Below are 13,915 nucleotides of genomic sequence, written 5' to 3' on the forward strand. Positions count from 1 at the left end.
GCTTTAGCGAACCTGCGTGCGTCACCCAGAGAGAGGATGACGCAGTGAAATTATCAAATACTCTCTTCCTATCCCCGCGTCCTTAAATCTGCGCCACATTTCGTGATGTTATCTAGTTTTTTAATTTGGAGTAATTTTTATGACTTCTACATCTGAAAAAACCGCCCTCAAAAGTGTCTCTGCTATCTTCAAAGATGAGAAGAAGATGCAAGAAGTGGTTGAGCGTGTAATCGATCGCGGTATTCCCAAAGATCACATTTCGATTATTGGTCGCAATTTCCACGCTGAAACTCGCATCTCCGGATTTGTGACTAAACAAGATGTGATCTTGGATGGACTCGCCACCGGAGCGATTTTTGGATCGCTGTTTGGTTCTCTGTTGGCTTTACTTACGGGTGTGGGTGTGTTGTTCATTCCCTTTTTGGGAACCGTAGTAGCAGCAGGCCCTTTGGGAGCAGCATTATTAGGAGCGGCAGGCGGTGCTTTATATGGTTCCTTGGGAGCAGGCATTGGAGCTGCCTTAATCGCAATGGGTATGCCGGAGGACAAAGCTGCTATTTACGAAACACGCCTGAAAGCAGGTGAGTTTTTACTGGTCGCGGAAGTGCCACAAGAACAAGCAGACGAAGTTGTCTCACTGTTAGAAAGTGCGGGTGCGGAAGAAGTCGCTATCACTGACATGAAGATTCCCCGTCAACCAAAAGGTGAACTGGCAGATAATGAGCAGATTTCACCAGAAATTAGAGCAAATCTGTCGGACGACGCGCAAAAAACTTTTGTTGATACCTACAATCGGTCGTTCAGAGAAGCCAATGGAAAAGATAATGCCTTGACGAAGGCTTGGGATCGGGTCAAACAGGTGTTCGATCGCGACGAAAAAGGCACTTATTCCAGGTCTAAAGTCAGATCGTAAATTTCCAGAGTTGCGATCACCTACGGTGGGGCGTAGCCCATCGCGACGAACAAGGCACTTATTCCAGTCACAAAACAACTTAAAAAACTAGGAGAACCATCATGAACTGATATCACCGACTCCTTAAAGGGCTGCAAGTTTTGATCGTGGGCTTTCTTTTTTCCTCCCTTGAGTACTTGTGGCAGCCAATGCGATGTTGTTGCGCCCCGTGAAACTAGCTGAGGGGGCCTGAAATGAAATTTAGTAGTTCAAACCATAGAAAGAGGATGAACAAGCTATGGTAAGCAATCGTGGAGTAGTCTATGTGGGTCCTCGGAAAGTCGAGGTTCAAAGTATCGACTTCCCAAAACTAGTTGACCCTCGTGGCAAGAAGTGCGAGCACGGTGTCATTCTCAAGGTGGTCACCACGAACATCTGCGGTAGCGACCAGCACATCTACCGGGGCCGCTTCGCCGCTCCAGAGGGGATGACGCTGGGTCATGAGATTACTGGTGAGGTCATCGAGGTGGGCCGGGACGTGGAGTTTATTAAGGTCGGCGATCTCGTCTCGGTTCCATTTAACGTCGCCTGCGGCCGCTGCCGCAACTGCAAGGAGCGGCACACCGACATTTGCATGAACACCAACCCTGACTTCCCGTGCGGAGCCTACGGCTTCAACCTGGGCGGCTGGCCAGGCGGGCAGACCGAGTACCACATGGTCCCCTACGCTGACTTCCAACTGCTGAAGTTCCCCGACAAGGACCAGGCGATGGAACGCATCCATGACCTCACCCTCCTCTCGGACATCCTGCCCACGGGCTACCATGGGTGTGTCATTGCGGGAGTTGGAACGGGCTCCACGGTGTACATTGCAGGGGCAGGACCGGTGGGTCGGTGTGCCGCCGCCAGTGCCCGCCTCCTAGGGGCCTCCGCCATCATCGTCGGGGACGTGAACCAGACCCGATTGCAGCTGGTGAAGAAGTCGGGTTACGAGACTGTGGATCTGACGCAAGACGTGCCGCTGGCCGATCAAATCGAGTCGATCCTTGGCGTTCGCGAAGTGGACTGCGGGGTGGACGCCGTGGGCTTCGAAGCCCACGGCCATGGGAAAGACGCTGGCGAGCAGCCGGAGGCTGTATTGAACGACCTGATGTCGGTGGTTCGCTTCGGCGGGGGAATGGGCATCCCTGGCATTTATACTAGCTCCGACCCCGGTGGTCCCACGGACCTGGCTAAGCAGGGGAAGTTGATCCTCGACTTCGGCAAGGCATGGATCAAGTCGCAGTTCGCCATGTGGGGGCAGTGCCCGGTGATGAAGTACCACCGACTCCTGATGCAGGCCATCCTCGGGGGCCGGATGGACTACCTGAGCGAGGTCACAAACATCGAGTTCATCTCGCTCGACCAAGCACCAGAGGCGTACCGGACATTCGACCAAGGGGCACCGAAAAAGTTCGTCATCGACCCGCACAACAGCACCAAGAAAGCTGCATAGAGCAGGATCATCCTGTGGCAGAAGCAGGTGTTAGAGCCTTTGAAATGAAGTTTAGCAGTTTTAAACCATAAGAGTAGCTCAAAGGAGAAACAACCATGACAACTGCAACCGCAACTCGAACTGACGAGGAAATCCAAAAGGATGTGCTGAATGAGTTGAAGTGGGATTCCCGCGTCCAGTCTACCGAAATCGGCGTGGCCGTCAAAGACGGTGTTGTTACGCTCACAGGCTGGGTCGATTCCTTTTACAAGCGCTGGGCTGCCGAAGAAGCTGCCCACCGCGTCCGTGGCGTACTGGCTGTGGCCAACGACATCGAGGTTCGGCTGCCGGTCTCTGCCGAGCGCACTGACGCCGACATTGCCGCAGCCGCCATTCATGCGCTGGAGTGGGATGCCGGCGTGTCCATCGATAATCTCGACGTCACGGTCTCCAAGGGCTGGGTCACGCTCAGGGGTGTGGTCGAGTGGGAGTACCAGAAGCACGATGCCGAGCGGGTTGTCCGCCGCCTGAAAGGCGTCAAGGGGGTGACCAACTTGCTCACCATCAAGCCCCGCGTGTCGCCGTCGGAACTCAAGCAGAAAATTGAGCAGGCGCTGGTGCGCAGCGCGTCGGTCTCCGCGCTGCGGATCACGGTCGAGGTGGAGGGGAGCAAGGTCATCCTGAGGGGGGCGGTGCGCTCCTGGGCTGAGAAGCAAGAGGCGGAGCGGGCAGCGTGGTCGGCACCAGGAATCACCTCGGTGGAAAACTGGATCACGATCTTGCCCTAAGCCTGACCGTCAGAACGGCCGCCTCGACTGTCATCGAAGCAGGCACAAAGGTATGGTGGAACACAGAATCAAGTCACTATGCAGAAATCACGAGCATCAGCGGAGTCGGACACCCAGCGGATTGAAGCGTTTAGCGATGCCGTGTTTGCCATTGCCATCACGCTGCTGATACTGGAAATTCGCGTGCCAGAGTTGAACTCTACGGAGGGAACAACCAACACACTAAGTCTTGCCTCAGCATTATTCGTATTGTGGCCGTCCTACTTCGCCTACATTTTCAGCTTCGTGGTAATTGGAATTTTCTGGGCAAATCATCACTACGTCTTCCAACTCTACGAACGGAGCGATCAAGTATTTAAGCTGTTCAACCTCTTGTTTCTGATGTGTATTTCGTTTCTGCCGTTTCCAACGGCGGTCCTGGCTAGATGCATTACTGACGCACAGCAGCTGCAAACCGTAGTCGTCTTGTATGCGTTGGTATTGTTCTTATCAGTGTTGACATGGCTGCTCATCTGGCTATATGCCAGCCGCAATCATCGATTGCTGAACAGAAATCTCGACGGTCGATTCATCGCTTACCTCACCCGCATGTACATATTAACTAGCGTGTTGTACTTCTTAGCGCTTGTGCTGTCGTTGTGGAACGGTATCGCCGGATTGGTGTTATGCGTGGGATTGACATTACTATACACGCTGCCGCCGAAAAAGCCAGTGTATCGTAGCGGCGCATAAACGTGAGATCTCCTGAGGACATCAGGAACGAGCCTGAGGATGGAGAGTGAGGATCGCATCGGCGCGTTCGCGCAGCGTACACAGAGTGTAATCGCGCAGTGTACACGAAGTGTAATTGCTAACTTGCAAAAGAAAAGAATCTAATCAGGAGAACAAGCATGGAACAGCGTCGGTTTGGTTCCACAAAGCGTGAGGTCGCGGTGATCGGTCAAGGGACTTGGTACATCGATCGCTGTGATCGCGCCTCCGCAATCGCCACGCTGCGTCGAGGTCTCGATCTCGGCATGACCCATATTGACACCGCCGAGATGTACGGCATCGCCGAGGAAGTGGTCGCCGAGGCGATCGTCGGGCGACGCGATGAGGTCTTCCTGGTCTCCAAGGTACTTCCCGAGAATGCCTCTCGGCGCGGGACGATGGCGGCTTGCGAGAAGTCGCTTGCTCGCCTCAAAACTGATCGACTGGACTGCTACCTCTTGCACTGGCGCAGTCAGCACCCGTTGGAGGACACAATTGCCGCCTTCGAGCAGCTTCAGCACGAGGGGAAGATTCTCTCCTGGGGAGTGAGCAACTTCGATCTGCCCGACCTTGAAGAGTCCCGGGCGATCGCCGGCGAGGGTCGTTTCGTCTGCAACCAGGTTCTTTACCATTTGAAAGAGCGCGCGATCGAGCATGCCGTGATTCCTTGGTGTGAGAAGCATGGCGTCGCCGTGGTCGCCTACAGCCCGTTCGGTCACGGGCACTTCCCAGATCCGCACACGACCGGAGGCCGCGTGCTGCAAGAAATCGCCGCCGCGCACAACGCGACCCCTCGCCAGGTTGCGCTTCGGTTCCTAGTGCGGCGGCCCTCGCTCTTCGCAATCCCCAAGGCCTCTAGCCCAGATCACGCAGCCGAAAACGCCGGGGCTGGGGAGCTCCAGTTGACCGAAGCCGAGCTTGATCGCCTCGATAAAGCTTTCCCGCCCGATCCCCGTCCCCACGTGCTTCCAATGCTGTAGCTCGCCTGCAACCAACGAAGAGGCAAGGGAGCAGTCCGAGTGGAGCAGGGGAGAAGCCTCTGGTACAAGACCAAAGGAAAAACTAATGGGCTAGTGAAGGCTTAGAAGTAGATCGAACAATTGTTTGATCGCGATGAAAAAAACACCTATTCCAAACCCAAAACAAATTAACAAACAAGGAGAAGATTATGAACTCTCAAACATTGAATCAGCTCGATGCTCGTAATCAGCAAGAGATTGACAACGAGAGACAAAAGGCAACAGATGAAGCTCAAAGATGCGTAGATCAAGAAGCAGTTTCCGCGCTCAAAGAAACTCGAAATGCAATTAATGCCATTAACCAGAAAAATACTCAAGAAGCACTTCAAGCTTTAGAACGAGCAACAGGAAAACTTGAAATTCTAGTAGCACGATACCCTGAACTGGGTTTTGTTCCTGTGTCGGCTCAAGTAAATATAATCGATCTTGCCCCTGACAATTCTAATGAGATTGAGCGAATTCGTAATCGAATTAAGAGTACTGTGAATGGGGATGATTTTCGTACTGCTCGTCAACTGTTGAACAGCCTGGTGAGTGAGATTCGCACAACAATCTTTAATCTGCCACTAGAGACATATCCTGATGCCATGAAGGAAGCAGCCCGGTTATTGAACGAAGGTAAAACCGATGAAGCCAAAACGGTGCTGCAACTTGCCCTCTCAACCCTAGTGGTGACAGAAGTTGCTCGACCCCTACCGCTGCTTAGAGCCGATATTGACATAATGAGTGCAGTTGCTATAGCAGACAGCGATCGCGAAAGAACGCTGAGGTTGCTGGAAGATGCTCGCAACCATCTCAGGTTGACTCAACAATTGGGCTATGCCAAAGGCGATCCTGAGTATGCAGAACTTGAGCAGGCAATCCAAGATATCGAGCGGCAAGTTAGGGCAAACGAGAGAACCGCAGACCCATTGAGTCGGCTCCTGGAAAAATTCTCTAGTTTCTTCAAACGTATATCCGGAACCGCCCCCGCCCAACCAGCTTAATGAAGGCAGAAGGCAGGTGGTCACTGAGCGTAGCCGAAGTGAGACAGGAGGCGGGAAGAGGATAGGGAGATAGGGAGCAGAGGAGATAGGGAGAATCAAGGGTAATTTTAGTCTTTTCTCCTCCGCTCCTCCGCCCCCCTGCCCCTCTGCTCTTCTTGCCCCTCAGCCCCCTACCTTCTTCAATCCAGGTGCAAAACAAGTTTATAAACCAGGAGAATGATCGTGAACCGATATCACAGATTCTTTAGAAGGCTGCAAGTCCTGTTCGTGGGTATTCTTTTTTCCTCGCTTTTATTCATCGCTCCCGTTCATGCAGTTAGCTCTGCTGCGGTATCTCCTGAAAGATTGAATCAGCTTGATACTAGTCTTCAGCAGGAAATTGACAAGGAGAGGCAACAGGCAACAGCTGAGGCTGAAAGTAAACTGGATCGAGAAGCGATCGCCGCAATCGAAGAAACTAAAAAAGCGATCGCCGCCATTGAGCGGGGAAAGACTCAAGAAGCAATTGCTGCCCTAGAACGAGCAACTGGAAAAATTGACATACTGGTGGCACAATACCCTAAACTAGCTCTAATTCCGGTGGCGGCTCAGGTAGCGATAATCGATTTTGCCCCTCAGGATTTTAATTTGGTTGACCGAATTCGCAAACAAGTTAAGTCTGCTGTAAATGCAGAAGATTTTCCGGCGGCTCGCGAACTGTTGAACAACTTGATGAGCGAGATTCGCACGGCAATCGTCAATCTGCCATTAGAGAGATATCCAGATGCTACCAAGCAGGCAGCTCGGTTGTTGAACGAAGGCAAAATTGATGAAGCCAAAGGCGTGCTGCAACTTGCGCTCTCAACTTTAGTGGTGACAGAACAAGCTCGACCCCTGCCGCTAGTCAAAGCCCATACCGATCTAGTGACTGCGGTTACTTTAGCAGAGAAGGATCGTGACGCAGCACAGAGGTTGCTAGAAGATGCTCGTACCCAACTCAAGTTAGCTCAAGAACTAGGATATGCCAGAGGCGATCGCGAGTATGCAGCATTTGACAAAGCAATTAAAAATCTAGAGCGGCAAGTTAAGGCACGTGAGAACACAGCAGGCGCATTTGCCAAGCTTCAAGAACAATTCTCTAGTTTCTTCAACCGAGTATCCGAAGTCGTCAAACCAGGTGATTCCTCAAATAGGGCAGAAGCCAGGAATGAAAGGGAAAAGGTTAAAGGGTAAAGGGAAATGGCACGCTTGAAAAGCGTAAATCTTTGGTATTCCTGGCTTTTGGGTGTGGGGTGTAGGGTGTGGAGAATTAAGAAGATGTTGAACTCCTTGACGCAGTTGCATTCAATTATCTGAAACACTACACCCAACACCCTACCCCCAACACCCTGCCCTGACAAGGTTTCACTTTTTCTTCGTGCCATTCGGGTAAAGGGTAAAGGCATAATAAATTACATTAATATTACTTTCTTGCCCTTTTCCCCTTACCCTTTCCCCCTTACCCCTCATCTTCCTCATGCCCCTGCCCCCCATCTCGTTAATCTCAAGAGGTGCTGATGGTTGCAGCAACCGATTTCAAAGATTATTACCAAATTCTCGGTGTCAGTAAGAACGCCACTCCGGAGGATATCAAAAAAGCCTACCGGAAATTGGCACGGAAATATCACCCGGACTTAAATCCTAACGATAAGCAAGCGGAAGCGCGGTTCAAAGAAATTAACGAAGCTAATGAAGTGCTGTCCGACCCGGAAAAACGCCAGAAGTATGACCAGTATGGTCAGTACTGGCAACAGGCTGCGGCGGGTGCACCTCCACCCAGAGGGGCGGGTACACAAGGTTATGACTTTAGCCAGTATGGCAACTTTAATGATTTCATTGATGAATTGCTGGGAGGGTTAGGTCGCAGTGGCGGTCGTACAAGGCAGCGCGGAGCTAATTATCGCACTACAACAAGACCAGAAGGATTCCGGGACTACGTAGATTTTGGGTATGCAGAAGACCCATCCAGCCGCTTCACTGATGTTCCCGCACAGGATACGGAAGCGGCGATCGCTCTCACTTTCTCTGAAGCGTTTCACGGTACACAGAAGCGGCTACAAATTGATGGAGAAACTATCACTGTTCGCATTCCGCCGGGAGTAAAATCGGGAAGCCGCATTCGAGTCAAAGGCAAAGGACAGATGAGTCCTTTTAGTCAACAACGCGCTGATTTGTATCTGACAATTGAATTATTGCCCCATCCTTTCTTCAAATTTGAGGGCGACAATCTTGCTTGTGAACTACCTGTCAGTCCAGAAGAAGCAGTGCTTGGCGCACAAATAGATGTTCCTACGCCCGATGGCAAGGTAACGATGACGATTCCGGCCGGTGTGGATTCCGGCCAAGCACTGCGGCTACGTGGCAAGGGCTGGCGCGATCCAAAAGGCAATCGTACTGCTTTGATTGTGCGGTTAAAAATTGTGACACCCAAAGATTTGAGTCCCCAAGAAAGAGAGTGCTATGAAAAATTGCGACAAGTCAGTAGTTTTAATTCCCGTCAAGGCTTAGAAGAGGTGCGGTTATGAGTTCTAACCTGAGTTTGTCTTGCGTGGTGTGGTCAGAAACAGGCGATCGCCTCTATAGTTTCGAGCAAGTCGCTTACCTCACCCAAACCTCGGTTTTATTACTAGAAAGATTTGCCCGCCTGGGATTAATTGAACCTGTAGGAATCATGCTGCGCCGACAGGATATGTTTCGCGTTGTGCAGATTCAAAGGTTGCACCGCGATCTGAACTTGAATTGGGTCGGAGCAGCAATAGTGCTAGATATGGTAACTGAAATTGCCCAACTCAAGGCGCAACTGCGTGCCTACCGTGCTGAATTACAAATTCGTAATTAAGAGCGTTAACAAAATAATTTATTTCTCAGCTAAGGAGCACGATTATGCAACCAACCAATCCCGAGCAATTTACTGAAAAAGCCTGGGAAGCCCTTGTTCGTACTCCCGAAATTGCCAAGCAGTTTCAGCATCAGCACATTGAGAGCGAACATTTGATGCTAGCGCTACTGGAACAGGAAGGACTCGCCAGTTCTATTTTCAACAAAGCTGGGGTGAATGTTCAAAAACTCCACGAGCGCACTATCGACTTCATCAACCGTCAGCCCAAAGTATCGGGGGCTAGCAGTGGTTCGGTATACATCGGACACAGTTTAGAGAGGCTGCTCGATCGCGCCGAACAATACCGCAAAGAGTTTGGTGATGAATATATTTCTATTGAACATTTAATACTTGCCTTTGCCAAAGACGATCGCTTTGGTAAAGGGTTGTTTCAAGAATTGGGACTGGATGAAAAAAAACTCCGCAACATCATTCAACAGATTCGAGGGAGTCAAAAAGTGACAGATCAAAACCCGGAAGTTAAATATGAAGCGCTAGAAAAATACGGACGCGATTTAACCCAATTGGCACATGAGGGCATACTCGACCCAGTGATTGGACGAGATGAAGAAATTCGCCGCACGATTCAAATCCTTTCTCGTCGGACTAAAAATAACCCCGTGCTGATTGGTGAACCCGGTGTCGGTAAAACAGCAATTGTAGAAGGATTAGCGCAGCGCATTGTCAGTGGTGATGTCCCGGAATCATTGCGCGATCGCAAACTAATAGCTTTAGACATGGGTGCGTTAATTGCCGGAGCCAAATACCGGGGAGAATTTGAAGAACGCCTGAAAGCTGTCTTAAAAGAAATCCAAGAAGCACAGGGACAAATCGTCTTGTTCATTGACGAAATTCACACTGTAGTTGGTGCGGGTGCAACACAAGGATCGATGGATGCTAGCAACTTGCTCAAGCCAATGCTTGCTCGCGGCGAATTGCGCTGTATTGGTGCCACCACGCTAGATGAATACCGCAAGTACATTGAAAAAGATGCGGCTTTGGAACGTCGTTTTCAGCAGGTGTATGTCGATCAGCCCAGTGTGGAAGATACCATCTCAATTCTGCGCGGTTTGAAAGAGCGCTACGAGTTACACCACGGCGTGAAGATTTCTGATAGTGCGTTAGTTGCGGCAGCTACTCTGTCTGCGAGATATATTAGCGATCGCTTCCTACCCGACAAAGCTATTGATTTGGTGGATGAAGCTGCGGCTAAACTAAAAATGGAAATTACTTCCAAACCAGAAGAATTAGACGAAATCGATCGCAAAATTCTGCAACTGGAAATGGAGCGGCTGTCACTGCAAAAAGAAACAGACAGTGCTTCCAGAGAGCGGTTAGAACGCATAGAGAGAGAACTTGCAGAGTTAAAAGAACGCCAAGTTGCTCTCAATGCTCAATGGCAAGCAGAGAAGCAAATTATCGATCGCATTCGCCAAATTAGACAAGAGATTGAGCGTGTCAATGTAGAAATTCAGCAAGCCGAACGCGATTACGACCTCAACCGGGCAGCAGAACTGAAATACGGCAAACTCACTGAGCTGCAACGACAACTAGAAGAAGCCGAAGCGCGACTAGCTCAAATCCAGACTAGCGGTAAATCTCTGTTGCGCGAAGAAGTCACCGAAGCTGACATTGCCGAAATTATCTCCAAGTGGACGGGTATTCCGTTGAGCAGACTGGTTGAATCGGAAATGCAAAAACTTTTGCATCTGGAAGAAGAGCTACATAAACGTGTGATTGGTCAGGAAGAAGCTGTAAGAGCTGCTGCTGATGCAATTCAACGTTCCCGTGCTGGGTTGGCAGACCCGAATCGTCCCATTGCCAGCTTTATTTTCTTAGGCCCGACCGGGGTGGGAAAAACAGAACTGGCAAAAGCTTTAGCGGAATATCTGTTTGATACCGAAGATGCACTGGTGCGGATCGATATGTCCGAATACATGGAGAAACACACTGTTGCCCGTCTCATCGGTGCGCCTCCAGGTTACGTGGGCTATGAAGAAGGCGGACAACTCACCGAAGCGATTCGCCGCCGACCTTATTCTGTAATTCTGTTTGACGAAATTGAGAAAGCTCATCCTGATGTATTCAACGTCCTGCTGCAAATCCTGGATGATGGTCGCCTAACTGATTCTCAGGGACGCACAGTAGATTTTAAAAATACGATCGCGATTATGACCAGCAATATTGGTTCAGTATACATTTTGGATGTGGCAGGAGACGATAGCAAGTACGAACAAATGCGCGATCGCGTCATGGAAGCAGTGCGAGAAAGTTTCCGCCCCGAATTCCTCAACCGCATTGATGAAATCATTATCTTCCATAGCTTGCGGAAGGACGAGTTGCGCGAAATTGTCAAACTACAAGTGCAGCGTTTAGAGGAGCGACTGCGCGAGCGTAAACTCTCGCTCAAAATCTCCGACGAGGCTCTCGATTGGATTGTTCAGGTCGGTTATGACCCAGTTTACGGTGCTCGTCCCCTGAAGCGGGCGATTCAGCGAGAACTAGAAACTCCGATTGCCAAAGCGATTCTACGCGGCGAGTTCCACGAAGGCGACACAATCTACGTCCATGTGGAACACGAACGACTGGTGTTGAAGCGCTTATCACCTGAACTGGTCAATGCTTAGAGGGGGCAGAGGAGCACAAGGGAGAGATAACTCTTGGAAAGACTTGGGTTAATCGCGTCTCTCTTTCAAGATTTAACAACATATCAAAACATTTTTGGAAAAGCTATGACTTCTGAAGATTTTAGAGAAACCAGAACAAATTCAGTATTGGCAACTGTCTTAGGTGTTTTGATGATTCTGCTGGGAATTGCAGCGATCGCAGAACCATTTATTGCCACTATTGCCATCACAATCGTATTCTCCTGGACTTTAATTATTGCTGGTATCGTCCGAATTGTTCATGCATTTCAATCACGTCACAAACGAGGATTCTGGACAACACTAGTAGTTGGTATTCTATACGTAATTGGTGGAATTTTGTTGATTAGCAACATCTTCGGTGCTGCACTCTCTCTCACCTTAGCTTTTGGATTTATCATTTTTATTGAGGGTGTATTGGAGGTGATTGCAGCATTTGAAATGCGTCGAGATCCAAACTGGGGTTGGGTACTATTTAGCGGGATCATGGCTATTATTCTAGGGATTTTTATTCTCTATCAATGGCCTGTCAGCGCAGTTTGGGTATTGGGAGTATTTGTAGGGATTAATTTTTTGTTGACGGGTGTTTGGATGATCATGCTTTCATTAGCTTCTCGTAGTCTTCCTGACCATAGGGCAAGAGTTTAAAGCAGTTATCAGTTATCAAAGTTTGAGTTGGGGTCTAAATCTCCAACTCAAACGTAGCACGCAATAGTGGTGAGGAACTTTGACTCCCAACTGAAAAACAGTTTACTGTTAACTATTTACTAATTTGTTGAAATAACTTTCGGTTTTATTGGTGAGCTAGTGCAGCCTCACTGAAATAAGGATAATATGATTACAACAGATAACAAGCACGCTGTTGGAGTATTTACTAACCGTAAAGCAGCGGAGCAATCAGTTAATGAATTGAAAGCCTCAAGCTTTCCAATGGAAAAAGTTGCGATTTTTGCAAAATTTGCAGATCGCATAAATCCTATTGGCGAAGTATCAGTCAGTTCGCGTATCAACAATCAAAGTGTAGATACAACTGGAGCAGTTGGTGACGCTTTAACTACAAGTTTTTGGGGAAGCGTATTAGTTGGTCTTAGCAGTTTGGTACTTCCTGGCGGTATTGGAGTAATAATTGCAGTCGGTTCGGTTGGAACAGCATTCATTATCAGTGTAGCGGGTCTTGCAGTTAGTACTATAGCCACAAATCATTTAGTAAAGGTGCTAGCTAGTTTAGGTATTCCTGAAGACCGAGCTAGACGTTATTGCGATCGCATCCAGTGCTGTGAATATTTACTAGTACTAAAAGGCAAAGATGAGGAGATTCAAAATGCTGAAGTCATTTTGAAGAAGCATGATATTAACTATTGGGGTATCTATGAGCTACCACAGGTTTAAATAAGCCTTCTTCATTGTCCTGATGACATCTATACTAAGATATAGATATGGAAGAAATTATACAAGAGACTATAAGGGATTTGGCTCTAATTGCGATTGGTATAGTTGTCTCTTGCCGAGGCTTGAAAACCATGCCGGACAAGGTATATCGCATTTTAGTGTTTCTCATCGATATGGTCTGTATCATTTTGGGAATTGCTGTCAGTCATTGGATTGAAAAACTGTTGCTGTTCATTCTTTGGTTAAATTCAAATCCCAATCCTAACAAACCTGAATATCAAACTCTCACTTGAATAAACGAACTGACGTGCAGAAAAAGCGATCATAATCTTGCATTACTACCAGTAACTTTGGTATTTTGCGAACTAGCCCGGACGTTGTTGTAATCCCCTACAATATTGGCTCATCAGGATGAATATCCCTATTCTGTCACTCTCGGAAAACAATAATCGAAGCAAGATTCTGAAACTTTGATTGAGCCAAGCTTTGAACCTTTATTTTCTAACAGTAACTAAAATTTGTAGCTGAACCCTGAAGATTAAAGCTCTGAAAGGCTTTCAGCAATTGGCTTCTCCCAAAGTGACAAAACAGGGATGAACCTATCCCACTAATACCAGCAATATGATAATCTGCTGTTGATGAAGGTAAATTGTATTAGAGTATGGCTGGGCAATTTGTTCGCGTAGGTTCCGAAGAAAAGGATTAAACGACCTGGAATAGAAGTTGTTTGAAGATATATTCCCCAAGGAGTCAAACAAGAAAGGGCGGGGAATGCCCCATGCGCCGTTTCGTCATGTAGTTAACACCTTACTGTATGTATTGATAACAGGATGTCGTTGGTGTGATGTTCCCAAGGGAGAAATATGGACATCAAAAAGTGCAGCGCACAGATGGTTGATGCGTTGGGAGACAGACGGAACGTTAGAAAGTTTACAAGCACGTACACTAGGAATTGCTCAAGAGAAGGGTTTAATAAACTGGAGTTACGATGCCGTGTTTTTGTATACAAATATTGTAACTGCCAATTACTACTTTTGAAGTATCAATTTATTGAACAACTAAGACTATTGAAAGAG

General features: G+C 48.6%; 14 protein-coding genes. All 14 read left to right on the plus strand.

Annotated features, from left to right (window positions below; genetic code table 11):
- The first annotated feature begins 139 nt into the window (after nucleotides 1-139).
- The 14 genes from ABF638_RS15390 to ABF638_RS15455 all read left to right on the plus strand — a co-directional run bounded on the left by ABF638_RS15390 (nucleotide 140) and on the right by ABF638_RS15455 (nucleotide 13,877).
- Complete coding sequence (locus tag ABF638_RS15390; protein WP_435023609.1) at nucleotides 140-913, plus strand: ChaB family protein; 774 nt, start codon at nucleotides 140-142, stop codon at nucleotides 911-913.
- A gap of 277 nt (nucleotides 914-1,190) precedes the next feature.
- The gene (locus ABF638_RS15395; protein WP_435023610.1) at nucleotides 1,191-2,387 is read left to right on the plus strand and encodes an alcohol dehydrogenase catalytic domain-containing protein; all 1,197 of its coding nucleotides are present in this window, start codon (nucleotides 1,191-1,193) and stop codon (nucleotides 2,385-2,387) included.
- 95 nt (nucleotides 2,388-2,482) lie between these two features.
- A complete protein-coding gene (locus tag ABF638_RS15400) occupies nucleotides 2,483-3,154 on the plus strand; it encodes a BON domain-containing protein (RefSeq protein ID WP_435023611.1) in 672 nt (223 codons plus the stop codon).
- A gap of 78 nt (nucleotides 3,155-3,232) precedes the next feature.
- Nucleotides 3,233-3,886: a TMEM175 family protein gene (locus ABF638_RS15405; RefSeq protein ID WP_179075973.1), complete on the plus strand. Its 654-nt coding sequence runs from the start codon at nucleotides 3,233-3,235 to the stop codon at nucleotides 3,884-3,886.
- Nucleotides 3,887-4,044: 158 nt separating this feature from the next.
- Nucleotides 4,045-4,884 carry an aldo/keto reductase gene (locus ABF638_RS15410; RefSeq protein WP_435023612.1) on the plus strand — a complete coding sequence of 280 codons (840 nt, stop codon included), beginning with the start codon at nucleotides 4,045-4,047 and terminating at the stop codon, nucleotides 4,882-4,884.
- Nucleotides 4,885-5,072: 188 nt separating this feature from the next.
- The gene (locus ABF638_RS15415; protein WP_179075971.1) at nucleotides 5,073-5,909 is read left to right on the plus strand and encodes a YfdX family protein; all 837 of its coding nucleotides are present in this window, start codon (nucleotides 5,073-5,075) and stop codon (nucleotides 5,907-5,909) included.
- A gap of 216 nt (nucleotides 5,910-6,125) precedes the next feature.
- Nucleotides 6,126-7,121, plus strand: a complete 996-nt coding sequence (locus tag ABF638_RS15420) for a YfdX family protein (RefSeq protein ID WP_435023613.1) — start codon at nucleotides 6,126-6,128, stop codon at nucleotides 7,119-7,121.
- Nucleotides 7,122-7,444: 323 nt separating this feature from the next.
- On the plus strand, nucleotides 7,445-8,452 hold the full coding sequence (locus ABF638_RS15425) for a DnaJ C-terminal domain-containing protein (RefSeq protein ID WP_435023614.1): 1,008 nt from the start codon (nucleotides 7,445-7,447) through the stop codon (nucleotides 8,450-8,452).
- Nucleotides 8,449-8,766: a chaperone modulator CbpM gene (locus ABF638_RS15430; protein WP_435023615.1), complete on the plus strand. Its 318-nt coding sequence runs from the start codon at nucleotides 8,449-8,451 to the stop codon at nucleotides 8,764-8,766. Before ABF638_RS15425 ends, ABF638_RS15430 begins: the two co-directional genes overlap by 4 nt.
- 44 nt (nucleotides 8,767-8,810) lie before the next feature.
- Entirely contained in the window at nucleotides 8,811-11,432 is a 2,622-nt protein-coding gene (clpB, locus tag ABF638_RS15435) for an ATP-dependent chaperone ClpB (protein ID WP_435023616.1), read from the plus strand.
- A gap of 105 nt (nucleotides 11,433-11,537) precedes the next feature.
- On the plus strand, nucleotides 11,538-12,098 hold the full coding sequence (locus ABF638_RS15440) for an HdeD family acid-resistance protein (RefSeq protein ID WP_435023618.1): 561 nt from the start codon (nucleotides 11,538-11,540) through the stop codon (nucleotides 12,096-12,098).
- A gap of 186 nt (nucleotides 12,099-12,284) precedes the next feature.
- Entirely contained in the window at nucleotides 12,285-12,839 is a 555-nt protein-coding gene (locus ABF638_RS15445) for a hypothetical protein (protein ID WP_435023619.1), read from the plus strand.
- Between the two features lie 47 nt (nucleotides 12,840-12,886).
- On the plus strand, nucleotides 12,887-13,132 hold the full coding sequence (locus tag ABF638_RS15450; RefSeq protein ID WP_435023621.1) for a hypothetical protein: 246 nt from the start codon (nucleotides 12,887-12,889) through the stop codon (nucleotides 13,130-13,132).
- 430 nt (nucleotides 13,133-13,562) lie between these two features.
- On the plus strand, nucleotides 13,563-13,877 hold the full coding sequence (locus ABF638_RS15455; protein WP_435023622.1) for a transposase: 315 nt from the start codon (nucleotides 13,563-13,565) through the stop codon (nucleotides 13,875-13,877).
- Nucleotides 13,878-13,915 lie beyond the last annotated feature (38 nt).

The sequence above is a fragment of the Nostoc sp. CALU 1950 genome, assembly GCF_051172895.1.
Classification (GTDB): Bacteria; Cyanobacteriota; Cyanobacteriia; order Cyanobacteriales; family Nostocaceae; genus Nostoc; species Nostoc edaphicum_A.